This is a genomic window from Mycobacterium kyogaense, from assembly GCF_036946525.1.
GTDB lineage: Bacteria > Actinomycetota > Actinomycetes > Mycobacteriales > Mycobacteriaceae > Mycobacterium > Mycobacterium kyogaense_A.
The window spans coordinates 1-23,119 of sequence record NZ_JAQIIY010000013.1 but is presented as its reverse complement, the minus strand read 5'-3'; the positions used below and the strand labels follow the sequence as shown (position 1 = coordinate 23,119).

General features: G+C 67.3%; 24 protein-coding genes and 1 pseudogene. 12 read left to right on the top strand and 13 right to left on the bottom strand.

Going from position 1 to position 23,119, the window contains the following annotated elements:
- Positions 1–247: 247 nt before the first annotated feature.
- Positions 248–979, bottom strand: coding sequence for a MerR family transcriptional regulator (locus tag PGN37_RS11725; RefSeq protein WP_335331200.1), 732 nt, complete (start codon positions 977–979; stop codon positions 248–250).
- Between the two features lie 353 nt (positions 980–1,332).
- On the opposite strand from PGN37_RS11725, the gene PGN37_RS11720 reads away from it, so the two are divergent.
- Entirely contained in the window at positions 1,333–2,589 is a 1,257-nt protein-coding gene (locus tag PGN37_RS11720) for an MFS transporter (protein ID WP_335331199.1), read from the top strand.
- Here the strand turns inward: PGN37_RS11720 and PGN37_RS11715 are convergent.
- On the bottom strand, positions 2,579–3,796 hold the full coding sequence (locus PGN37_RS11715; RefSeq protein WP_335331320.1) for a low temperature requirement protein A: 1,218 nt from the start codon (positions 3,794–3,796) through the stop codon (positions 2,579–2,581). The genes PGN37_RS11720 and PGN37_RS11715 overlap by 11 nt on opposite strands.
- 104 nt (positions 3,797–3,900) lie before the next feature.
- Between PGN37_RS11715 and PGN37_RS11710 the strand changes: the two genes are divergently transcribed.
- Positions 3,901–4,617, top strand: coding sequence for an IspD/TarI family cytidylyltransferase (locus PGN37_RS11710; RefSeq protein WP_335331198.1), 717 nt, complete (start codon positions 3,901–3,903; stop codon positions 4,615–4,617).
- Here the strand turns inward: PGN37_RS11710 and PGN37_RS11705 are convergent.
- Positions 4,583–5,260 carry an IspD/TarI family cytidylyltransferase gene (locus tag PGN37_RS11705; protein ID WP_335331197.1) on the bottom strand — a complete coding sequence of 226 codons (678 nt, stop codon included), beginning with the start codon at positions 5,258–5,260 and terminating at the stop codon, positions 4,583–4,585. The two genes, PGN37_RS11710 and PGN37_RS11705, sit on opposite strands and share 35 nt — an antisense overlap.
- Positions 5,261–5,368: 108 nt before the next feature.
- On the opposite strand from PGN37_RS11705, the gene PGN37_RS11700 reads away from it, so the two are divergent.
- The gene (locus PGN37_RS11700; RefSeq protein ID WP_335331196.1) at positions 5,369–6,667 is read left to right on the top strand and encodes an acyl-CoA dehydrogenase family protein; all 1,299 of its coding nucleotides are present in this window, start codon (positions 5,369–5,371) and stop codon (positions 6,665–6,667) included.
- A gap of 4 nt (positions 6,668–6,671) precedes the next feature.
- Here the strand turns inward: PGN37_RS11700 and PGN37_RS11695 are convergent, their stop codons facing one another.
- The 4 genes from PGN37_RS11695 to PGN37_RS11680 all read right to left on the bottom strand — a co-directional run bounded on the left by PGN37_RS11695 (position 6,672) and on the right by PGN37_RS11680 (position 11,799).
- On the bottom strand, positions 6,672–7,817 hold the full coding sequence (locus tag PGN37_RS11695; RefSeq protein ID WP_335331195.1) for a thiolase family protein: 1,146 nt from the start codon (positions 7,815–7,817) through the stop codon (positions 6,672–6,674).
- A 95-nt stretch (positions 7,818–7,912) separates the two neighbouring features.
- Positions 7,913–8,320 (bottom strand): Zn-ribbon domain-containing OB-fold protein, encoded by a 408-nt coding sequence (locus tag PGN37_RS11690; RefSeq protein ID WP_335331194.1) that lies wholly within the window; start codon positions 8,318–8,320, stop codon positions 7,913–7,915.
- A gap of 5 nt (positions 8,321–8,325) precedes the next feature.
- A complete protein-coding gene (locus tag PGN37_RS11685; RefSeq protein WP_335331193.1) occupies positions 8,326–9,534 on the bottom strand; it encodes a thiolase family protein in 1,209 nt (402 codons plus the stop codon).
- Between the two features lie 15 nt (positions 9,535–9,549).
- Positions 9,550–11,799, bottom strand: a complete 2,250-nt coding sequence (locus PGN37_RS11680) for an acyl-CoA dehydrogenase (protein WP_335331192.1) — start codon at positions 11,797–11,799, stop codon at positions 9,550–9,552.
- Between the two features lie 120 nt (positions 11,800–11,919).
- Here PGN37_RS11680 and PGN37_RS11675 point away from each other — a divergent pair, with 120 nt between their 5' ends.
- Positions 11,920–12,495, top strand: a complete 576-nt coding sequence (locus PGN37_RS11675) for a TetR/AcrR family transcriptional regulator (RefSeq protein ID WP_335331191.1) — start codon at positions 11,920–11,922, stop codon at positions 12,493–12,495.
- A gap of 34 nt (positions 12,496–12,529) precedes the next feature.
- Here the strand turns inward: PGN37_RS11675 and PGN37_RS11670 are convergent, their stop codons facing one another.
- Positions 12,530–13,180, bottom strand: coding sequence for a TetR/AcrR family transcriptional regulator (locus PGN37_RS11670; protein ID WP_335331190.1), 651 nt, complete (start codon positions 13,178–13,180; stop codon positions 12,530–12,532).
- Between the two features lie 121 nt (positions 13,181–13,301).
- On the opposite strand from PGN37_RS11670, the gene PGN37_RS11665 reads away from it, so the two are divergent.
- Positions 13,302–13,574: a WhiB family transcriptional regulator gene (locus PGN37_RS11665; protein WP_335331189.1), complete on the top strand. Its 273-nt coding sequence runs from the start codon at positions 13,302–13,304 to the stop codon at positions 13,572–13,574.
- A 6-nt stretch (positions 13,575–13,580) separates the two neighbouring features.
- Here PGN37_RS11665 and PGN37_RS11660 read toward each other — a convergent pair whose 3' ends face one another.
- A complete protein-coding gene (locus PGN37_RS11660) occupies positions 13,581–14,468 on the bottom strand; it encodes an alpha/beta fold hydrolase (protein WP_335331188.1) in 888 nt (295 codons plus the stop codon).
- A 167-nt stretch (positions 14,469–14,635) separates the two neighbouring features.
- Here PGN37_RS11660 and PGN37_RS11655 point away from each other — a divergent pair, with 167 nt between their 5' ends.
- Entirely contained in the window at positions 14,636–14,878 is a 243-nt protein-coding gene (locus PGN37_RS11655; protein ID WP_335331187.1) for a hypothetical protein, read from the top strand.
- Positions 14,879–14,881: 3 nt separating this feature from the next.
- Here PGN37_RS11655 and PGN37_RS11650 read toward each other — a convergent pair whose 3' ends face one another.
- A complete protein-coding gene (locus tag PGN37_RS11650) occupies positions 14,882–16,354 on the bottom strand; it encodes a helix-turn-helix domain-containing protein (protein ID WP_335331186.1) in 1,473 nt (490 codons plus the stop codon).
- A gap of 159 nt (positions 16,355–16,513) precedes the next feature.
- Between PGN37_RS11650 and PGN37_RS11645 the strand changes: the two genes are divergently transcribed.
- The 5 genes and pseudogenes from PGN37_RS11645 to PGN37_RS11630 all read left to right on the top strand — a co-directional run bounded on the left by PGN37_RS11645 (position 16,514) and on the right by PGN37_RS11630 (position 19,715).
- The gene (locus PGN37_RS11645; RefSeq protein WP_335331185.1) at positions 16,514–17,551 is read left to right on the top strand and encodes an amidohydrolase family protein; all 1,038 of its coding nucleotides are present in this window, start codon (positions 16,514–16,516) and stop codon (positions 17,549–17,551) included.
- A complete protein-coding gene (locus tag PGN37_RS11640; protein WP_335331184.1) occupies positions 17,548–18,276 on the top strand; it encodes a metal-sulfur cluster assembly factor in 729 nt (242 codons plus the stop codon). Before PGN37_RS11645 ends, PGN37_RS11640 begins: the two co-directional genes overlap by 4 nt.
- Position 18,277: 1 nt before the next feature.
- Positions 18,278–18,640, top strand: a pseudogene (locus tag PGN37_RS27305) (alcohol dehydrogenase catalytic domain-containing protein); the annotation flags it as partial.
- 45 nt (positions 18,641–18,685) lie between these two features.
- Entirely contained in the window at positions 18,686–19,378 is a 693-nt protein-coding gene (locus PGN37_RS27300) for a zinc-binding dehydrogenase (RefSeq protein ID WP_442932913.1), read from the top strand.
- A gap of 13 nt (positions 19,379–19,391) precedes the next feature.
- Positions 19,392–19,715 carry a putative quinol monooxygenase gene (locus PGN37_RS11630; protein ID WP_335331183.1) on the top strand — a complete coding sequence of 108 codons (324 nt, stop codon included), beginning with the start codon at positions 19,392–19,394 and terminating at the stop codon, positions 19,713–19,715.
- A 29-nt stretch (positions 19,716–19,744) separates the two neighbouring features.
- Here PGN37_RS11630 and PGN37_RS11625 read toward each other — a convergent pair whose 3' ends face one another.
- The 3 genes from PGN37_RS11625 to PGN37_RS11615 form a co-directional block, all read right to left on the bottom strand.
- Complete coding sequence (locus PGN37_RS11625) at positions 19,745–20,659, bottom strand: TIGR03564 family F420-dependent LLM class oxidoreductase (protein ID WP_335331182.1); 915 nt, start codon at positions 20,657–20,659, stop codon at positions 19,745–19,747.
- A gap of 93 nt (positions 20,660–20,752) precedes the next feature.
- The gene (locus PGN37_RS11620) at positions 20,753–21,223 is read right to left on the bottom strand and encodes a GAF and ANTAR domain-containing protein (RefSeq protein WP_335331318.1); all 471 of its coding nucleotides are present in this window, start codon (positions 21,221–21,223) and stop codon (positions 20,753–20,755) included.
- 25 nt (positions 21,224–21,248) lie between these two features.
- On the bottom strand, positions 21,249–21,440 hold the full coding sequence (locus PGN37_RS11615) for a hypothetical protein (RefSeq protein ID WP_335331325.1): 192 nt from the start codon (positions 21,438–21,440) through the stop codon (positions 21,249–21,251).
- A 165-nt stretch (positions 21,441–21,605) separates the two neighbouring features.
- On the opposite strand from PGN37_RS11615, the gene PGN37_RS11610 reads away from it, so the two are divergent.
- The gene (locus tag PGN37_RS11610) at positions 21,606–22,985 is read left to right on the top strand and encodes a mycothione reductase (protein WP_335331181.1); all 1,380 of its coding nucleotides are present in this window, start codon (positions 21,606–21,608) and stop codon (positions 22,983–22,985) included.
- The last annotated feature ends 134 nt before the right edge of the window (positions 22,986–23,119 follow it).

Below are 23,119 nucleotides of genomic sequence, written 5' to 3'. Positions count from 1 at the left end.
CATCCGGTACAAACGTCCTGCTGGAGGGTGGTTACGGTTCAGTAAGGTAGAAGCGCAGTTCAAAGCCACATTGTGACGCAATCGTTATCTGAAAATTTCCGTTCTCAGATGTCCGATTGGCGTGGCGGCCTCACACGACAGCCTGAGGCAAAGTGTATGGTCCCGGATTCGCCGACTCGACAGGTGTTTGCTGGAAGACCTTACTGATCAGTAAGTCTCGACAAGTCATCGAGGAACACCCCGACCGCTACCCGGTCTGCCGCTCCCAGACTCCGCTGAGAAGGATGTTGGCGGTGTAGTCGGCCCCGGACGACGACGTGAGCCGACGCGTCGCCACGTCGAACCGCAACGCCATCACCTTCTTGCCCAGCAAGCGGTAGTCCTCGACGATCTGACGAAGCCGGCCCATCTCGTCCGGCTTGGGCAGATAGGACGCGCCCACCTCCGACCGATACAGCTCCACCAAGCTGTTCACGAACGCCTCGGCCAGGTCCTCCACCGACTTGTCGGCCGCCTCGACGAAACGCAGAAGCGTCCGGACATACAACGTGTGGTCGTGCGAACGAGCCAGGATGTCGGCAGCGTCGGTGTCGGTCAGCACCAGCTTGCGGCCCTTGACCTCGGCCATGCCGTGAGCGATCAACAAGCGCGCCTCGTCCGAATCGGGCTCGAGCGGCAGTACGGGATTGTCCTGCTCATCGGCGTCGGGACCGAGCACAGCCCGTTGCAGACCGAGGATGTCCGCCAGGTCCTCCCCCTCGCGCATGCTGGTGAAGAACTCGGCGATGTGGGCTGAGTTGTACCCCTTGCGCAACAGCTGGCTGATCGTGTTCAGCTGCGACAGGTGATAGTCGTCGTACAGCGCCGAGCGACCCACTCGACGCGGCGGATCGAGCAGCCCACGCTCCCGATACGCACGGATGTTGCGCGTACTGACGCCCGACACCCGGGCAAGATCCTCGAGTCGATACTCAGCCACAGTGGCAACCCCCTTGGCGCCCCCGGTACGAAATCCGACGGCAGTTTGCGCAGCGCATGGACCACTTTACCCCGCCTGCCTACCGCGTGAGCGAAGTAATCAGATCCTGTGATAGCAGTGGGCGTTTTCCCTGCCCATGCCGCTTCATCTGCGGCAATACGTCCTGACCACCAAGTAAGATAACGCGCCGTTGCATTTTCAGCCAACTCGTTTGCTCACGCGCGGGGGTCTGAGAGGCAGCTCACCCGGAAAGCGGTTGGCGTCCGAACAGCTTCGTGCGGGACCATGGACCGGTGGTGCGGCCCCGCCGAACCATCCCGTCCCCGTCCTGACTCGCACCGAGAGGTTGCACCGTGCGCCCCTGGATCATCTGGGCGACCGGACTTCTCGCCTACATCGTGGCTGTTCTCGATCGCACCACCCTGGGCGTCTCCGGCCTGCCTGCCGCCGAGCGGTTTGCTGCGGGCCCCGGGCTGCTGTCGGTGTTCGTCGTGCTGCAAGTGGTCGTGTACGCCGGCGCACAGATTCCCGCGGGACTGTTGCTCGACCGGTACGGATCGCGGGCGTTGATTCTCGCCGGAGCGACGCTGATGGCCGTCGGCCAGCTGACCCTCGCGCTGACGGACTCACTTCCACTCGCGATCGCCGCACGCGCTGTGGTGGGGCTCGGCGATGCGATGACGTTCATCTCCGTCCTGCGCCTGGTCCCCCGGTGGTTCCCCGCGCGGCAGGTGCCGTTGGTGACGCAACTGACCGGCATCTGCGGCCAGTTGGGGCAGGTGCTCAGCGCGGTCCCGTTCCTCGCGCTGCTGTCCGCCTCCGGCTGGACGCCCGCCTACACCTCGGCCGCCGCGCTCGGCGCTCTCGTCCTGGTCCTGGTCGCGGCGCTGGTCAGAAACGCGCCCGACGGTGTCGCAGTCGCGGCCGAGACGATGAGCGTGCGGGAGACCCTGGCGAGTGTGAAGACGGTGTGGCTGCGGCCGGGCACCCGACTGGGCTTCTTCACCCACATGGGCACCCAGTTCTCCGTGACCGTCTTCGCGCTGATGTGGGGGGTGCCGTATCTGACCGTCGCCCAGGGGCTGTCTGCCACCGCCGCAGGAACCTTGCTGACGATCTCCGTCGTCGCCGCGATCGCCGCGGGACTGGTCGTCGGCGTCCTCACCGGACGGTTTCCGCACCGCCGCTCGCGGCTCGTACTCGGGATCATCGCCAGCAACGCGGCGATCTGGACCGTCGTGCTGGCGCTCCCCGACAGGGCACCGCTGTGGCTGCTGGTGACGCTCGTGGTCGTCATCTCGGTCGGCGGCCCGGGGTCCATGGTCGGTTTCGACTTCGCGCGGACGTTCAATCCCAGTCACACCCTGGGCACGGCCCAGGGCATGGTGAACATGGGAGGCTTCCTGGCCTCACTGGTGCTCATGCAGCTGATGGGCGTGATCCTGCAAGCCGCCGGCGGGCTGTCCTTCGACTCGTTCCGGTTGGCCTGGACCCTTCAGTACGCGGTCTGGGCCCTGGCGGTCACCGGCATCCTGATCACTCGCCGCAAAGCTCGCCGGCTGCTGGCGCAGCAGGACGACCGCATCCTGCTGGAGGGCATCAACGGTTAGCGGGTCCGACGGCGCGCGCCACCGCGGCATCGGTGTGGCGGTGCCCCCTGAGCTCGTGGGCGACCACCGAGACGACGGGAGCCAGCGTCACGACCAGCAGGCAGTTGGCCATGGAGATCCCGGACGCCGCCAAGAGCACGGCCACCACGAGCACCGTTGCGGTCAGCAGGATCACCACGATGTGGAACAGCGCCAGCGTGCGCGTCAGCACCGCTGCCAGCACGAATGTCATCAGCAGATACACGCCGACCGGCACGACCACGGTCGACACCGTGGCCACCGAGCCGAGCTCCGAATGATGCTCGACGTAGTACGCCGCTGCGTGCAGACCCGCGCCGGTCGCCACGATCGCCCCGAACACGATGATGTGCAGGTAACCGAACCAGAACGAACGTTCGCGGCGCACGTGCAGGATCTCGGCCTGCGGCAGCGCGAAGTAGGTCCACCACATGCCGAACGTCAGCCCGATACCAGCCACCGCGACGAACGCCGCGTCGAACGTCCAGCCCTGGGCCTCCACCACAGCGGTCAGCGAGGCGACCGTGCCGACCACGCCCTCGCCGAGCGCGATGATCGTGAACAGCCCGTACCGCTCAGCGATGTGGTGGGCGTGCCACGGTGTGCCACCGCGAGTCGATTCCGCCACCACCGGGCCCGTCATCTCGACCAGTGTCAAGGCGACCACGATCACCCCGGTGACAGCGAGGGACGTGTGGACGAAGATCGCGACGATCCATCCCACCTGCGCGAGCGTGATCCACAGCGCGTAGGTCAGACATGCCCGGCGGTGGGCCGGGTCCTGGCGGGCTGCCCGCAGCCACTGCGTCACCATCGCCACGCGCATCACGACGTAGCCGGCGACCACGACGGCGTTGTCCACGTGCTCGCCGTGTTCGATCGAGGTGAACATCTGCGGAATCCCCAAGGCGAGGACGATCACGCCCACCATCTGCAGCATGGTGGTCAGTCGGTACACCCAGTCGTCGGTGTCGAATGCGGAAGCGAACCAGCTGAAGTTGATCCACGCCCAGCTCACCGCGAACGTCGCGAAGAAGAATGCCGCGAGGCCGGCCAGGACGTGCCCGGCAGCCAGCAGGTGAGCCAGTTGGGAGGCAGCGATCCCGAATGCGACCACGAAGGTCAGGTCGAAGAGCAGCTCCAGCGGCGTGGCGACGCGATGGGACTCGTGCGGATCGCGGCCGATCATCTTGCGGACACGATGGCTCCCGGAGCTCGGCGCGTGCGGCTGTTCGGTCACCGGCTACCCCCTTCCACGCTGGGAAGGGACCGTACCGGAGATACTGTGCGTCCATGGATTCGGACGCGGTGGCAGTGGTCCTGGCCGCGGGTAGCGGCTCCCGCGTGGGGGCCGACGGCAACAAGGCCTACCTGACGCTGGACGGCCGCAGCATGCTGGTGTGGTCGTTGGACACGCTGAGCCGCGTGCCGGGGGTGGCTCGCACCGTGCTGGTCTTCCGGCAGGGCGAGGCGGAGTTGGCGCGCAGCACCGTCGAACGCGAATTGGCCGGTGCACCTGTCGAGTTCGTCGAGGGCGGACCCACCCGGCACCAGTCCGAGATGAACGTGCTGCGCTACCTGTCCGAGGACATCGAGTCCGGCGCGGTCGACGTGGTGCTGATCCACGATGCCGCCCGTCCCCTTGCCGATACCGGGATGTTCACCACGGCGATCACGCTGGCGCGCGACGTCGGCGGAGCCCTGCCTGCGCTCGCCGTCACCGGTCTGGCGAGGGTGAGCGACGGCGCGGCGCGGCCGTTGGCCGAGGCGGTGGTGAGGGTGCAGACCCCCCAGGCGTTCCGCGCGCGCGATGTGCTCGCGGCCTATCGGTGCGCCGAGCGCGACGGCTTCGAGGGCACCGACACCTCGTCGTGCGTCGAGCGCTACACCGACGTCGACGTGCACACCTTCCCCGGCAGCGCGGCCAATCTCAAGGTGACCTATCCGGGCGACGTCGCGGTGGCTCACCAGCTGCTCACCACGCAGAATCGGGCTGCCGACTCGCCATGACGGCGGCGAGATAGTCGGCGTCGCGCGGCAACTCGACACCGAACGCGTGCGGGTCACCGGCGACGAGTTCCAGTGCGGCGTGGGTCGACAGAACCGCGTCGAGGTCGTCGAGTCGGTGGGCCCCAGCGCCGGCCACCGCGCGCCGCAACACCTCGGCGTCGACACCGCGCGGGTACTGCAGCACCTCCAGCTCGGCGCGGTCCAGCGTCGCGACGATGACACCGTCACCGTCGACGGCCTTGATGCTGTCGGTGACGGGCCGTACGGGCGCCACCCACTGCGCACCGCCCTGCAACGCCGCAGCGAGCCGGTGCACCACCTCGGGGTCGACCAGCGGCCATCCGACGTCGTGGACCAGGACGTGTCCGGTGATCAGATCGTGGGCCAGCGCCGCCTCCAGACAGCGCGCCGCATCCCCGGGCGCCGCCGCCGACACCACTCGGACTCGAGAAAAGCCTTGCGTTGCAAGCAGTTCCCTGACCACCTCGGCGAGCGCAGGCGCTGCGGCGACGATCACGGTGGCGACGTCGGTCAAGGCTCGCACTGCCTGGATGAACGCGGACTCACCCGTCACCGGCGCCAGCACGGCATCGGCCCGGTCGGCCAGGTGAGCCGGCACGGGAAGGAGAGCGATCGGTTCCACGCGGCCGAGGCTATACCGAACGACACGAAACCGAAGAACACGAAAACGCTCCGCCGCAGGCACCACCGCAGACAGGGTGAGGGCAAGGCACCGCGACGAGGAGACCGCATGTGGGATTTCGCTACCGAGCCCGACTATCAGGAGCTGCTGGACTGGGCAGACAGCTTCGTCCGTGACGAGATCGAGCCCCTCGACCTCGTCTGGCCGCACCTGCAATTCACACCCCTGACCCCGCAGCGCCGCGGCATCGTCGACGACCTCAAGCAACGGGTGCGGGCGAAGGGTCTGTGGGCGACGCATCTGAGCCCCGAACTCGGGGGGCAGGGCTACGGCCAGGTGAAGCTGGCGCTACTCAACGAGATTCTCGGACGCTCGGCATGGGCTCCGGTCGTCTTCGGCTGCCAGGCACCCGACACCGGCAACGCCGAGATCCTCGCGCACTACGGCACACCTGACCAGAAGGACCGCTATCTGCGCCCGCTGTTGGACGGAGAGCTGTTCTCGAGCTACTCGATGACCGAACCGCAGGGCGGCGCCGACCCCACACAGTTCACCACCCGCGCGACCCGCGACGGGGATGACTGGGTGATCAACGGGTGGAAGTTCTTCTCCTCCAACGCCAACACCGCGTCGTTCCTGATCGTGATGGTGGTGACGAACCCCGATGTGAGCCCGTACCAGGGCATGTCGATGTTCCTGGTGCCGACCGACACCCCAGGTGTCGAGATCGTCCGCAACGTGGGCCTGCACGGCGAGCCCGAGGGCGAGGGCAGCCACGCCCTCATCCACTATCGCGATGTGCGCGTGCCCGATTCGGCGCTGCTGGGCGGCGAGGGGCAGGCCTTCGTGATCGCCCAGACCCGTCTGGGCGGCGGCCGCATCCACCACGCCATGCGCACGATCGGGCTGGCCCGCAAGGCGATCGACATGATGTGCGAGCGAGCGCTGAGCCGCCGGACCGCCGGCAGTCTGCTGGCCGACAAGCAGACGGTGCAGACCTACATCGCCGACAGTTACGCGCAGCTGCTGCAATTCCGCCTACTGGTGCTGTACACGGCGTGGCAGATCGACAAGTACAACGATTACAAGGTGGTGCGCAAGGACATCGCCACCGTGAAGGTCGTGATGCCGACGGTGCTGCACGACATCGCCTGGCGCGCCATCCAGGTGCACGGCGCACTCGGAGTCAGCAACGAGATGCCGCTGCTGTCGATGGTGACGGGCGCCGCGGTCCTGGGATTGGCCGACGGTCCGACCGAAGTGCACAAGACCACGGTGGCCAAGCAGGTGCTACGGGGCTATTCGGCCAGCGGCGACGTGTGGCCGTCAGAATGGCTGCCGCGCAAGCGGGAAGCCGCGCGAGCACGCTTCGCCGAACATCTGGAGCGCGACATCGGGAATCTGTGAACCGTCACTGCACGAGTTCGACGATCGTGGCGTTGGCGGTGCCGCCTCCCTCGCACATCGTCTGCAACCCGTAACGAATGTCGTTGTCGCGCATGTGGTGGATCATCCGTGTCATCAGCACCGCACCCGACGCGCCGAGTGGGTGACCGAGCGCGATGGCGCCACCGAGCGGGTTGAGCTTCGTCTCGTCGGCACCGGTATCGGCCAACCACGCCAGCGGGACCGGCGCGAACGCCTCGTTGACCTCGAACACCCCGATGGCGCCGAGATCCAGGCCGGCCTTGTGCAGGACCCTCTCCGTCGCCGGGATCGGCGCGGTCAGCATGAGCGTCGGGTCGGCCCCGGTGACCGCGCCGGCGCGATAACGCACCAGCGGCGTGACACCCAGGTGCACCGCGTTCTCCGCTGTCGTCACCAGCAGGGCGGCCGCCCCGTCGGAGATCTGCGAGGAGTTCCCGGCGTGGATCACCCCGTCGTCGCTGAACGCCGGCTTGAGGACCGCCAGCTTCTCCGCGGTGGTTCCGCGCCGGATGCCCTCGTCGGCCGCGACGACGTCACCCTCGGTGAACACGGGCATGATCTGGTCGATGAAGGCGCCGCTGTCCTGGGCTGTGGCGGCCAGGTCGTGCGAGCGCGCCGAGTATTCGTCGAGCCGCCCACGCGAGAGGTTCCAGCGGCGGGCGATCATCTCTGCCGAGATCCCCTGGTTGAACGAGAAGTCGTCATATCTGGCAAGCACTTTGGGCCCGTAGGGCATGCCGGTGGCGCGCGCTGAACCCAGCGGTACCCGACTCATCACCTCGACTCCCCCGGCCACCACCACGTCCTGCTGACCCGACATCACGGCGTGCACGGCGAAATCCAGCGCCTGCTGGCTGGACCCGCATGCCCGGTTCACCGTGGTCCCGGGGATGCGCTCGGGCCAGCCCGCCGCAAGCACGGCGAACCGCCCGATGTTGCTCGACTGATCACCGACCTGCGACACGCAACCCCAGATGACATCGTCGACGAGCTCGACGTCCACACCCGTCCGCTCGAGCAGCTCGTTGAGCACGAGCGCCGACAGGTCTGCAGCGTGCTGTTCGGACAGGCCACCGTTGCGCTTGCCGACGGGTGTGCGCACCGCACCGACGATGACGGTCTCGCGCATGGATCCGCTCCCCTCTGGGCGAGGATGCCGCCCCTGCGAGTTCGGCTCGAAACTACACGTCCGCCGCCTGCTGCAGAGCGTGGTCGAGGGTCAGATCAGGCCGGCTCGTAGCGCAGCATCGTGATGTCGTGCTCGGGATAGTCGAAGAACACCGGCCGCACCCGCATGCCGATCGTGATGTCAGCCGGTGCGACGTTGACCAGTTCGGTCGAAAAGCGCGGCCCCTCGTCCCATTCCACGACCGCGAGCAACGCAGGCACCGAGTCGGCGAAATGCGGACCGACTGGTCGGCGCGCGACCGTGTAGGTGTACAGCGTCCCCATTCCGGAGATCTCACGCCACTGCAGATCATCGGCGAGCGTGCGCGGCGCGAGCACCCGCGGGTAGAACACATAGGACTGCGACGACGGCGAGTACTGGATCATCACGCGATGCTGAGCCAACGCATCCCAGAACGGTGCCGTGGTCGGGGTCTTCACCGGCATCGGCCGCGCAAACGTCATGTCCATCAATCTCCCTCCAGCACAAGGGTGGTCTGCTCGGACAAGATGCCGCCGTTGCCCGACACGAACGCCCGGTGGCAGTCCGCGACCTGCGCGGCCCCCGCGCGGCCCATGATCTGCCGCGTCGCATCGCACACGTGGTGCATGCCCCCGGCGGTACCCGCCTGGCCGAACCCGAGCTGCCCCCCTGCAGTGTTGAGCGGGAAGTCACCGCGGAAGGTCAGGTCGTGGTCGGTGACGAACTGCATCCCGGTTCCCTTGGCGCAGAAGCCGGCGTCTTCGAGGCTCAGCAGGACGGTGATGGTGTAGCAGTCGTAGATCGACACCATGTCCATGTCCGCGCGGCTGCGGCCCGCCATCGTGAACGCCGTCTCGGCGGCGCGGATGATCGGCGTGTGCAAGAGATCCTCGGCGTAGGTGGGCGTCTTGTAGGGCACCTGCTCGCCGAAGCCCGTGATCCAGACCGGCCTGTTCGTCGCACGGGCGGCGACATCGGCATTGGCCACCACCACGGCAGCGCCGCCCAGGCAGGGCATCACGATCTCGAGCATGTGCAGCGGGTCCGCGATCACCGGGCTGGCCAACACGTCCTCGATGGTCAGCGGTGTGTCCTTCCAGATCGCCCCCTCGGTGTGGTTGGCGTTGACGCGCTGGTCGACGACGATCTTCGCCAGCGCGCGTTCGTCGTAGCCGTACACCGACGCGTACCGCTGAGCCACCTGGCCGTAGGGTCCGTTCTGCCCGAGATTGCCATAAGGGATCTCGAATTCGGCCTGCGGCGAACCGAATTGGTTGCTCGACGCGCCGAAGAACACCGCATCGGTCAGCGGCCTCGGTCGCCGCTCCGACATCGGGGTCAGATAGCGCGCAGGGATGGCGCAGACCACGACGTCGCAGATGCCGAGCTCGATCGCCGCCGCGGCGCGCCAGACCATCGCGGCTGCGCTGGCCCCGCCGAGGTCGACCAACTCGGCGAAGTTCGCTCGTACACCCAGATATTCGGCGACCGTCGACGGGACGAAGATCTCCGACTCCGCGAGGTGGGTGGTCACGATGCCGTCGACGTCCGCACCGGACAGACCCGCGTCGGCCAGGGCCGCAGCGGCGAGCTGCGCCCACTGCTCGATCATGAACGGAGCAACCCCGGCACCTTTCATCCGTTCCGGCGGCAGCTCGACATAGCCGACGATGGCAGCCTCACCACGAAGGCCCATGTGCACTCCTGTCGATCAGGGACGGGGTAAGCCGAGAATGAACTGGGCGATGATGTTGAGCTGGATCTCCTTCGTACCCCCGCCGATCAACTCGGCCGGTAGATGGAAGTACTGCTCGATCAGCGAGGTGCCGTCGACATCGCTGTTCTCCAGCATGCCTGCGGGAGCGGCCAATTCGAGGGTGGCGGCAAATATGCGGCGCAGCATCACGTTCATCGCCACTTTGCCCACGCTGGATGCCGGACCGGGCGCCTGCCCGTCGAGCAGCCGCATCACCTCGCGCACCGCCAACACCTTGATCGCGGTCGCATGCGCATCGGCATCGCCGAGAGCCACAAGCACCTGGACGTGGTCGGGCCCACCGCGGTTGGCCAGGGCACGCAGGATGGCGGCGCGGTCGTCGTTGACGTAGGCGCTGATCGCGACCCTCTCCTGCGCCATGGTCGAGATCGCCAGGCGCCAGCCGTCCGTGGGACTGCCGAGCAGCATGTCGTCGGGGACGAACACGTCGGTGAGGAAGACTTCGTTGAAGTGGGCTTGACCGGTGGCCTGCCGTATCGGCTGCACATCGATGCCCTCGGAACGCATGTCGACGACGAAGTAGCCGATGCCGCGGTGCTTGGGCGCATCGGGGTCGGTGCGGGCCAGGAGGGCACCGTAGTCAGCGGTGTGCGCCGAGGACGTCCAGATCTTGTGTCCGGTGACGCGCCAGCCCCCGTCGACCTTGGTGGCGCGCGTCGTGAGCGCGGCCAGATCCGAGCCGGCGCCGGGCTCGGAAAACAGCTGACACCAGCCCAGTTCCCCGCGCATCGTCGGCGGGACCAGCGTCTGCATCACGTGCTCGGGAGCCGCGCTGATCAGTGACGGCAGGATCCACTCCGCGATGCCCAACGAAGGACGCACCATCTGGGGTCGCTTGGCGAACTCCTCGTCGAGGATCAGCTGTTGACGGGTGGTGGCGTCGACGCCCCACGGCCGTGGCCAGTGCGCGGCGATCAGGCCCGCGTCGGCCAGCAGGGCCCGCTGCGGGCCGGTGGCGAGGTTCGGATAGTCGCCCTGCCGCCCGGGCTGATCGTTGCGCAGCGCGGCGGCGTCGTCGAGCACGGTCGCCACGAACGTGCGGAAGTCTGCATCGAGCTCACTGAGATCACCGAGTGTGACGAACACGTCGCGACTCTCGGTTCGTGTCAGATCGCCGAGCTGGTGGGCGTGGCGGCTGATCGGTCCGATCGTTGCCGCGAGACTGGTGGCTTTACGCCAGTACAGATGCAGATCGTGTTCCCACGTGTAGCCGATCGCGCCGAACATCGTCAGCGCGTCGAGAACGAGACCCGGGGCGGGGCCGATCGACATCAACGCCGCAGTGCCACCCGCGATCCTGTTCTGCGCAGGCGACTCCGACGCCGAGCGGGCGGCGTCCCATGCCGCCGCGGTGGCGAGCTCACTGTGCACCAGCAGCATGGCCGCCTGGTGCTGAAGTGCCTGGAACGCCCCGATCGGTTTGCCGAATTGTTCACGGGTGCGCAGATGCTCGGTCACCGTCGCGACGCACCACCGGATGAGGCCGGACGTGGCTGCCGCGGTCAACGCGAGTGTCAGACACTGTGCGCGGATGTCGTCGATTCCGATCAATCGGCTCGATGCCGGACATGAATAGCCTTCGAGGCGAAGCACTCCCACGTCGACGGTCTTGTCGGTGCCGTCGAGCGGTGTGACATCCGCGCCCGCGGCTGCCGGGTCGACGATCAGCCACAGGGTTCGGCCCGCAGACCGTGCGGAGACCAGGATGGCCTGTGCCGAGCACAGCCCCGGCGTCGCCGACGTCGTGCCGCTGAGCGTCCAACCGTGTTCGGTTGCGGTCGCCCGCAGCACGTCGCGGTCGGTGACGACCGCAGCAGGAATTCCCTCCGCGAGTCGGGTGAGAAGCTCTCGCGCGGAAGACCCGTCGTCGGCGAGCACGGCCACGGCTCCGGCGATCATCGTCGGCAGTACCGGACCCGGCAGCATCGCGAAGGCGGCAGCCTCGAGCACGCAGGCGGCGTCGAGAACCGATCCACCCCCGCCGCCGACCCACTCTGGCAGGTGCACGGCCTGAAAGCCGTTGCTGGTGAACAGATCCCACCATTGAGGGAGTTCGCCTGCGGTCAGGGAATCGAAGGCCGTGCGAGTCTTGTCGATCGGTGCGTGACGCGCCGCGAAGTCGGCGACCGCAACAGCGAGTTGCGCATGCTCAGGGGCGAGGCCGATCGACGGCGCGACTGCCACTGGCCTCACCTCTCGGAGTTCGTCGGAACCAGAACGAGACGCAACGTCTCGTCTTGTGGCACACTACGGGTGCGACCCCGATGTGTAAAGCGACGGGGACATCGGACGGGAGGGACAGCCATGGCCACGACCGCCGACGCGCCTCGGCGGCGCAGCGAGAAGTCCCGCCAGGCAATCGTCACCGCCACACGCGAACTCTTGCTGTTGCGGGGCTTCGACAAACTGACCATCGAGGCGGTCGCCGCTCGCGCCGGTGTCGGCAAGCAGACGATCTACCGCTGGTGGCCCAGCCGGCACGCCCTGGCCGCCGACGTGATCCTCGACGATGCCGATCGCATCCTGCGACCGGTTCCCGCGACCGCGGACGTCGTCGCCGATCTGTGCACCTGGTCGGTCGAACTCGCGGCGGCGCTGACCACCGCCCGCGGTAACGCCATGCTGCGGTTTCTCACCATCGCCGGCATCGAACACCCGGAGACCGGTCAGCGGCTGCGGGCGGGCTTTTCCACTCCGCTGCGCGACGCTGTCCGCGCCCGGCTGAGCAGCCACGGCTTCGCGGAGGAAACCGCAGCCGACGCGACCGACGCCATCGTGGGCGGCATCGTGCAGGCCGTGCTGAGTGAAGGTCGAGCGTTCCCCACGGAGCGAGCCTCGTCGATCACGCGAACGGTGCTCGCCGGGCTCACTGCGTGCTGATCGCCCACGCCGGTGGGCGCCAGGGGGCCATCGCCTACTCCGCCGGCGCTGAACCGTCCGGCCGCTGCGGCCGCGGCACGAACAATCCGTCGCGCAGCAGCGTGTCCACCGAACGCTGCCACCGTTCGAGTTGCGCCGGGTCGGTCAGCGGAGCGGGAAGATGCCGATCGACGTGCGATCTGAGGCTGATCGCGCCGAGGGCGAGCACGATGGCGTTGATGGCAGCCCAGGTGACGTCGACGTCCGCGCGCACCTCGCCGCGGTCGATGCGCTGTTGCCACCGCGCCGTACCGACGCCGATCAGGGCGTCGAAGAGCCGAGCCCCCACCGCGCTGCCGTCGACCAGCGCCCGGCTCAGATAAGCGGCGACCTCCGGATGGTCGGAGAATATCCCCGTCACGCGGCCGCCGATCTCGGCCACCGAATCGACGGGCGGTTCCGGCAGCGGGCGCGCCATCGACGACACCACCAACTCGAGAACGTACTCGTCGACCGCGGCGATCAGACCGGCTTTGGTGGCGAAGTGATGCTGCACCAGACCCAGAGACACTCCGGCGGCGGCCGCCACCCCACGCATGGTCGTCGCGCCGGTGCCGTGCTCAGCGAAGCTCCGCAGCGCGGCCTGCCGAATTCGCTCGACGTTGCGGGGTTCGTCAGGTCTCCCGCTGCGAGTGTCAGAGGCCACCGGGTAACCGTAGACAACTCAGCCCGGGCGACGGGCACCATACAAATGTATCGTCATTGCCATACATGCGTATCGTCTTCGGCAACGGGGAATACGTGAAGGCGAGAAAAGGGGTGTGGCCATGAATCCGATATCGATCGACGAAGTTCCGTGGACCGCGCCGTGCACGCGCGATCCCGACCGCTGGACCACCGCCACCGACGAGGGCGCCAAAGAGTTGTGCCGGTCCTGCCCACGCAGGTGGCAGTGCGCCCGTGAGGCGTGCGTGACGCCTGGGGCCGTCGGTCTGTGGGCGGGCATCGTGCTGCCCGAAGGTGGCCGGAACCGGCAGTTCGCGCTCAAGCAGCTGCGTTCGCTGGCAGAACGGAACGGCCACCCCGTTCACAAGCGCTGACGCCGGTCAGCGGGACCGTTCGGTCGGTGCGAGCGGGCTCGGATCGTCGCGCTCTGAGGTGGCACTGATGAAGTCATCGATCAGGTCGATGACAGCATCGGGCTTCTCGACATGCGGGAAGTGCCCGACGCCCGGGAGCACTTCGAGGCGGCAGGCTGGTCGGAGCTCGGCCAGCGCGTGCCCGTGGTCGACGGGGATGATCCGATCGTCATCACCCCAGATCACCAGTGTCGGCATCTCCGAGGTCAGGTACAGCCTGTTCAGCGCGCTGACAGCCTGTCCGCGATAGTCGACCACCGACCGCAGTGTGCGCAGGAATGCCTGTCGGGTCTGCGAATCCGACAGCGACGAATAGGCGCTCCACATCTCGGCGCCCCGGGGTGACTGGATGCTGTGGGCCGAGAACCAGCCCCGAAGCGCGTTGCCCACCCGCACCACGGGCGGCGGCGCGATGACAGGCAGCAGGAGCTCCGCCCCCGGCGCGGACAACAATCGCAGAGTCCACCCGACGTCCTGCCCCAAGCCGCCGCTGCTGATCAGAATCAACCGTCGGCAGTACTCGCGGTGCTGGTAGGCGAACTGCATCGCGACCCCGCCGCCCAGCGACTGGCCGACCACCGTCGCCTGGGAAATGCCCAGTTCGTCGAGAAGATCACGCAGACCCACCGCAAAAGCACCCAGCGAGTAATCGCTGCGGGGTTTTGCCGACTGGCCGTGGCCGAGGAGGTCGGGGGCGATGACGCGATAGCGCCTGGCCAGCCGCGGGATGACCGACCGCCAGGTGTCGGAGCTTCCCGCCATTCCGTGGATCAGAAGCAGGACGTCGTCGCCGCTGCCCTCGTCACGGTAGGCCAGTCGATCGCCGTGCAGGTCGAGGAATTTGACGTCGCTCATGAGTAGAAAGTTCCCCTGCCGACGGGCTTCATGCGACCCATCGTCGCAGAACACACTCTGCGAGCACAGGGGTGATCGCGATCACCCGCAGACAGGTTTTCCGGCGTTGACGAGCGGGTAACTTTCGTCGCGACACGCTGGGTAGCCGGCAGCCGGAGGAGGAAGTCATGGCCACGAGGCCTCACAACGTCAACGCCGACGATCCGTTCAACGAGGCGGTGGCCACCACCGGGCTGTTCCTGATGATCTCTGCGATCATCGCGCTGGCATTCGCACTCGCCAGCTGGGGTCTGTCGGAGACGCTGTTCGCCCTGCTCTCCGGGGCTGTCGCGCTTCTGAGCTTCGTCGCGAGCATGTTCTGCTTCACCTCGCAGGCGCGTGAACCCGCGCCCGTCGAGGTCTCCGCCTGACGCCTACCCGTGTAACCGCGCGGCGTCGACGCCGTACTGTGCGATCTTGCGATAGAGGGTCGCGCGGCTCATCCCCAAATCCCGCGCCGCATCGGCCATGGTCGGCGCACCGTTGCTCAGCACCCGGATGATCTCCCCCCGCTCGAATGCCTCGATCCGCGAGAGGCGACGGGTGTTCCCGGCCAGCACCTCTGACGGCAGGTGACCGACGTCGACGACGTCCGTTCGACTCACCGCACTGCGCACCACGGCAGCCAGCTGGTCGGCGTTGCCCGGCCATCCGTAACTCTGTAGGGCACGTGCGGCCGACGGTGTGAACGCGACGTCACGGCCGCGGGCACGACGGGCCATATGGGCAGCCAACGTCAGCACGTCGCCATCACGGTCGCGCAGCGGCGGCACCTCGACGACCGTGTCGACCAGGCGAGCGATTGCTTGCGGGATATCGGTGAAACGCTCGGCAGTCACCGCGAACGGCACGCCTGACCGACCACCCGCGCGGGTGACCAGATCGCGGAGCCGCTCGGCCGCCCAGACAGGCAACAGGTCCACGTCGCGGACGATCACCGCGGTGTGGGACTTTCCCAGCTCCGGGGTCCACAGGCCGAGCCACGTCGGCACGTCGTCCGGCTCCGGTGCACCCGCGGAGAGGATGCGATCGCGCGGATGAGCGCGGCGCGCCGCCTGGCCGAGCGCGGTGGCGCGGCCGGCCCCCGGCTCACCGATCGCGGCGACGATGTTGCCCGCGGACATCGCATCCGCGGCATGGGTCACCGCGGCTGACCACGCCGGCCCGAGCGAGGTCGACGTCCCCGAACTCGGTTCCAGGCCAGGCACTTCCACGCGGAACACCTCGCCACGCGGCGTCGGCCGGACCCGCCGGCCCGAGTCGCGGGCAAGCATCATCGCCGCGGTGTTGCTGGCCGCCGAACGGGCCAGCGCGAGCAGGAGATCGGCCGACGAATGCGACCAGGTGGTGAGATTGACGCTGCCCTCGAGGCGACCCGACGCCGGGTCGAGCACCGGAACCGCCGCGCATGTGAACCTGTTGAGGCTCAACGCGTAGTGCTGATCGGCGCGCACCAGCGTGGGCACGCGGTCCGCCAACGCGAGACCGAGCCCGTTGGTCCCGACATCGCGCTCGGAATAGGCGAAACCGGGCGCGAGGTGCACATCGTCGAGGGCCTGCTGCAGGCTGCGGTCGCCGGACAGCCGCGACAGCACCACGCCGTCGGCGTCGGTGAGCATCAGGCTGATCGGTTCGTTGGCAAGGGTGCGGTGCAGGTCGCTCAGCACTGCATTGCCGCACTCGAAGAACAGCGAGCCGAGGTCCTCCGTACCGGTGAAGACCGGCTCGACCCCGTCGAGCGAGATGCCGTAGTCCTCGCTGCGCTGCCAGGACGCGAGGAGACGATCCGGCACCTGGCCCCGCTCGGGGGTGAGCGCATCCACCCGCGCTGGCAGTCCGTCCGGCATGTGACCCACGTTACAAAATCTGCCAGCCTCGCGCTGAAGGCGCAGGTGGGACGACGTCTCAGATTGAGACGCTGAGGCTCTGCCCGAGCGCGCGGTCGCGGCCTAGCCTCGCTGACAGCGATGTGACAACCCTCACATCGGTCCGCGTGAAGGAGATCCATGTACACCAAGGACGGCAACAGCTACTTCATCGTCGATGCCCACATCGCGCTGTGGGACGCCCGGCCGGAGAACCAGCGCAACATCCACGGGAAACAGTTCATCGACTGCTTCTACGACTACCACCGCAACCTCTCCCCCGAGTCCGAGCAGTGGAGCTACGAGGACTACCTGTACCAGGGCAGCGACCGGTTGATGCGCGACCTCTTCGAGCTCGGCTACGTAGACCACGCGATCTTCCAGCCCGCCCACCTCGGCGAGTTCTACTACAAGGGCTTCGGGCAGACCGGCGAGGCGTCCGACCTGGCCAAGGCGCACCCGGACAAGCTGACCTACAACCATCACTTCGACCCACGCAACGGCGAGATGGGACTCGAGCAGCTGCGCCTCGACGCCGAAAAGTACGACCTGAAGGGCGTCAAGCTCTACACCGCCGAATGGCACGGTGAGTCCCGCGGCTGGAAGCTCGACGACCCGTGGGCCTACCGGTACTTCGAGGCATGCCGCGAACTCGGCATCCGCAACATCCACGTCCACAAGGGCCCGACGATCCGTCCGCTGGACCGAGACGCCTTCGACGTCGCCGACATCGACCACGTCGCTTCGGACTTCACCGACCTCAACTTCGTCGTCGAACACTGCGGCCTGCCCCGGCTCGAAGACTTCTGCTGGATCGCCACCCAGGAACCCAACGTGTACGCCGGTCTCGCCGTGGCGATGCCGTTCATCCACACCCGCCCGAAGTACTTCGCGCAGATCATGGGTGAGCTCCTGTACTGGGTGGGCGAAGACCGGATCTTCTTCTCCTCCGACTACGCGCTGTGGACGCCCAAGTGGCTCGTGGAAGCATTCGTCGACTTCAACATCCCCGGCGACCTCGGCGAGTACCCGCAGATCTCCGTCGAACAGAAGAAGAAGATCCTCGGTCTCAACGCCGCGAAGCTCTACGACATCCCGGTCCCGGCCGAGCTGGCACTGCCCGACGCCGACGAGCCGGCTGTCGGGCCGCGCGGTGCCGACGAGATGGCCAACGCATGAGCCGCGACACCGAGGTGATGGCCGCGCTGTCCGCCGTCGTCGATCCCGAGCTCGACGAACCGATCACTGATCTGGGGTTCGTCCGCTCGCTGGTGGTGTCCCCGTCGGGCAACGTCAAGGTCAACCTGCGGCTGCCGACGTCGTTCTGCTCGCCGAACTTCGCCTACCTGATGGCGTCGGACGCGAAAGACGTTCTCACCGAACTGGAGTGGACGCGGCACGTGGTGGTCGAACTCGACGACCACCACGATTCGGACATCATCAACGCCGGCCTGGCCAGCGACGCGGGTTATCGCGGCACATTCGGCCACGAGGCCGAGGATTCGCTCGACGATCTGCGGATGACGTTCAAGCGCAAGGCCCACACCGCGGCGATGGAGCGCTGCCTGACCGCGCTGCTGCGGTCCGACCCATCTCGGTCGGAGGAGTCGATGGGATCGGTGCGCATCGGCGACCTGCCGGCCGGCACCGAGACCGAGGCGCTGTCGAACCGACGATCGGCACTCGGACTGTCCACCGCGCCTGAGGAATTGGTCCTCGTCGACGAGTACGGGCGTCCCTACGAGGACGTACCGATGGCGCTGCGCCGAGCACGCTCGACGCGCATCTCGATCGACGGCAACGCCCACTTCTGTCGCGGGCTGCTGCGCACTCGCTACGGCGACGAGCCCGAAACCTTCTTTCCCCTGTCCGCCCTGATGCCCGATCTGCAAGGAGCCCACTGACATGTCCACCATGCGAGCCGTCCAGGTGGTCGGTTACCACCAGAACCTGGAGATGACCGAGCTGCCCGTGCCGACACCGTCGGGCCCGTTCGACGTCGTCGTCAAGATCGGCGGAGCCGGAGTGTGCCGCACCGACCTTCACATCCTCGAGGGGCAGTGGGCGGAGAAGTCACAGGTGCAGTTGCCGTACACGATCGGCCACGAGAACGCGGGCTGGGTCGCAGCCGTCGGATCGGCAGTCACGAATGTCGCCGAGGGCGACAAGGTCATCGTGCACCCGCTGATCACCTGCGGGCTGTGCCGGGCGTGCCGGTCCGGTGACGACGTCCATTGTGAGGCAAACCAATTCCCCGGGATCGACACCAATGGCGGCTACGCCGAATACCTGAAGACCTCGGCGCGCAGCGTCGTGCGTATCGACGACTCGCTGGAACCCGCGGATGTCGCCGCGCTGGCCGATGCAGGCTTGACGGCGTATCACGCGGCCGCGAAAGCAGCCAAGCGCCTCGGTCCGCGGGACCGGGTCGTCGTGATCGGCGCAGGAGGCCTGGGCCACATCGGAATCCAGGTTCTCAAGGCGCTGTCGCCGGCCGAGCTGATCGTCGTGGACCGCAACCCCGAGGCGCTCAAACTCGCCGAGGCGATCGGTGCCGACCACGGGGTGGTGGCCGACGGCTCGGAGGTCACTGGCTCCTCGCGCGAGCGCTCGTCGGCGGTCATTGGCTCCTCGCGCGAGCGCTCGTCGGCGGTCGACCAAGTTCTGAGCCTCACCGGCGGCAACGGTGCCGAAGTCGTGGTCGACTTCGTCGGCGAGGGCGGCGCGACGGCCGAAGGGGTGGCGATGCTGCGCCGCGCCGGTGATTACCACGTCGTCGGCTACGGCGAGAACATCGACGTCCCAACGATCGACATCGTCTCGACGGAGATCAACTTCATCGGCAATCTGGTCGGCTCGTACAACGACCTGTGCGACTTGATGGCGCTGGCCGGCCGCGGGGCGGTGAACCTGCACACGCAGAAGTACGCGCTCGACGACTTCCAGTCCGCCATCACCGATCTCGACAGCGGCAACGTCCGCGGCCGAGCCATCCTCATCCCATAGAAAGGCGATCCGCGTGATTTTCATTGTCGTGAAGTTCCGCCCCAAGCCCGAGCACGTCGAGGAGTTCCCGCACCTGGTCGCCGAATTCACTCAGGCCACCCGCAACGAGCCGGGCAACATGTGGTTCGAGTGGTCGCGCAGCCTCGACGACCCGTCCGAGTACGTCCTGGTCGAGGGGTTCCGTGACGGCGAAGCCGGCAAGGAGCACGTGAGCGGCGAGCACTTCGAGAAGTTCATCGCCGAGGCGCCGGGGTGGCTCGCCTCGACGCCACTGATCATCAGCCGTGAGATCGATGCGACCGGCTGGTCGGAGATGGGCGAGATGAAAGTCGATTAGCTTCGGGCCGTCCTCTCACGAGGATGGCACTACAAACCGGCCGCGACCTGCCAAAGTTGTTCTAGCTCCGCACGATTGCCGCGCAAGGACGTGGGCACGACGTCGGTGGCGCCGGCGTCGAGGTAAGCCTGCAGCCGGCGCGATACCGTTTCGGCGGTGCCGACGGCGGCCAGATCCGCCACGCCGTCGACTCCTTCGCGGGCGATCACCGCTTGATAGGACGGAATGGTCGCGTAGAAGGCCAGCTCCTGTGCTGCGTGCGCATGGGCTGCGTCGCTGTCGTCGTCGATCACCACGGGAACCATGGCGATGATCCGCGGTTGCGGGCGACCGGCGTCGCTGGCCGCCTTCCCGATCGACGGGGCGATGAAGTCGCCGATGGTTCGCGGCCCCGCCAGGTAGGGCAGGGTGCCGTCGGCCAGTTCGCCGGTGACGCGGAGCGCCTGCGGCCCCATCGCGGCGACGTAGATCGGCAGTGGCGCTCCCCCGGGTACGTCGACAGGCCACTCCGGATTGGCAGTGACCTCACTGCCATGGAAATCCACGGTGCCGTCGTCGAAGATCGACCGCAGCACCGTCAGGTATTCGCGCAACCGCCGCACCGGCTTGTCGACGGTGACGCCGAAGGCCTGCGACTCGACCGACGGGGCACCGAGCCCAAGCCCGAGACTGAAATTGCCGTGCGACGCGGCCTGGGCAGTTTGTGCGGCAGCCGCGACGGTCAGCGGGTGACGCGGGTTTATCGGCACCACCGACGTTCCCACCCCGAGCCCTGGCACCGCTGCTCCGATCACTCCCGCAAGTGCAATCGCGTCGTAGTCGACGCGCTGCGCGAGCCAGACCTCTCGGACGCCGGCATCGTAAGCGGCCTGCGCCTGCGCGATCGCGTCATCGACGAGGTTCGGTGCCGTCCGGTCCGGGGTCAGCACAACTCCATGAGGCATAACCCGGCCAACCCATCAAGAGGATGGAGATATTCCGAATAGTGGATCGAACGGCCGACGAGGCGCGCCGCGCCCCTTTCGGGGGGTGGGCTGCTACGCGGCACCAGTGGTGTCGACGACTTGCTGGGCGACGTTGACCAGTTTGACGTTGCGCTCCTGGGAGAGCTGGGTGAGCATTTCGAACGCCCGGACAGCGGTGACGCCGAAACGTTCCATGATGATGCCTTTGGCTTGGCCGATGACGTCGCGGCTGGCGATCGCGCGGTGCAGTTGCTCCTGGGCGTGTGCACCGGCCAGCGCGACGGCGGCGTGTTGGGCCAGGATCTCGCCGTGCAAGACCGCATCGTCGTCGAAGAGGTGCGGGCGCGGGCCGTAGAGGGTCAACACCCCCACGTTCCCTTGAGTGACGAACAGGCGAAAGGCAGCCATGCACTGCACCCCGCGGGTGGTGGCCGCGGCAACGAACCGTGGCCACCGGGTTTCAGCGCTCAGGTCGGGTATGACCACGGTGCGCTGCTCGATGAGGACGTCGAGGGTGGGACCTTCGGAGAGATCGTTTTGCAGCTGGTTGAGATCGCGGGCGACGTCATCAGTGGGTGCGACGGGGGGTGACGGTTTCCCCGCGAGCCAGGGAGACGCCTGCCCACCCGATGCCCGGGATGATCGTGGTGGCGGCCATGACAATGGTGTGTGCCGTCGCTTCGGGGGTTCCCGAGGCGTGCAGCTGCACCGCCAGATCCCCCAAGGCCGTGGCGAGAGGCGTAGGTGACGCGTGGTTCACGACCAAAATGTTACGAGATCGCCCGCGGTCGTCAGAGAGTCGAGGCCAGGGCTGCGGCGACAACGTTTACCGCACGCAGCTGCTTTCGCGGTGCCCACGCGCCACACAGACACAGCCTCACGGCCCGAAGGTTTAGCTACACCCCTTTGCCGGGAAGAAGTGCGCGTGACGCATTTCGATTTGGCGGTGATCGGAGCCGGCTCCGGCAACAGCGTGATCACCGACGAGATGGCCGACTGGAGCATCGCGCTGGTCGAGCAACGACGTGCCGGCGGAACATGTCTGAACTACGGGTGCATCCCGTCGAAGATGCTCGCCTACACCGCCGAGGTCGTCGACGCGGTCGACACTGCCCACCAGTTCGACGTCGATGCCACCCGAGAAAGCTTGAGGTGGAACGATGTTCGCGACCGGGTCTTCTCCCGCACCGATTCCGTATCCGACGACGGACGGCGGGGACGACAGGAATCGGCCAACATCACCTACTTCGACGGCCACGCCGCCTTCACCGGGCCACGCCGATTCACCGTCACCGACACCACAGGCACAGTGCAGGAGATCACCGCCGATCGCGTCGTCGTCGCCGCTGGCGGCCGCCCGACGGTACCTCCGGAAGTGATCGACTCGGGTTTGCCCTACGAGACGTCGGACACCATCATGCGCATCGACGCCGTGCCGCGTCGGCTGGCCGTGCTGGGCGGAGGGTACATCGCCGCCGAGCTGGCCCATGTGTTCGCCGCCGCGGGCAGCCACGTCACCATCGTCGACTCCTCGGACATGCTTCTGAGCGGCCCGCAGGACGACGACATACGGTCGATGTTCACCACGCTGATGGGTGCACGCTATGACCTGCGCCTGGGTGCCGAGCTGAGCACCATGCAGGGATCGGCAGGCGACCTGCAGCTCGTCCTGACCGACGGAAGCACCGTGGACGCCGACGTACTGCTGGTCGCCGTGGGCCGCACACCCAACGGTGACCGTCTGAACCTGGCCTCAGCGGGCATCGACGTCGACACTGGCGGCCGCATCGTGGCCGACCAGTTCTGCCGGACCACCGCCGACGGCGTGTTCGCCGTCGGCGACGTCAGCGAGGGAGTCCCCCTCCGACACGTCGCCAGCCGCGAGGCCGAGGTGGTGTCCCACAACCTCCTACATCCAGACCTGTTGCGCACCAAGGCTGACGCCACGGTTCCGTCGGCAGTCTTCGCGGCGCCGCAGATGGCATCGGTGGGCCTCACCGAAGGACAGTGTCACGACCGCGAGGGCGAATTTCGGGTGGGGCAGGCGGCGTTTTCAGAAGTGGCCTTCGGGTGGGCCATGCAGGATGACCGCGGCTTCGCCAAGGTGCTCGTGGACGCCGCCACCGATCAGATCCTCGGCGCACACATCATCGGGCCTCAGGCCGCCACGCTCATCCAGGTGTTCGTCGTCGCCATCGAATTCGGGATCAGTGCAGCCGATCTCGCGCAGCGGCCCTACTGGATCCACCCAGCGCTCACCGAAGTGATCGAGAACGCCCTACTCGACGCGCGATCAGCCGCCTGACCAACGCGCTCACACGCACGGGGTTCCCTTCTGCGTCGCGCCATCGGCGCGCTCGACGATCACGGACCAGTTGGGTGGGGACATTGCCGAGGGCGAGGTCGCGGTCATCGCCGCCGTTCACTGAGTACCGATGC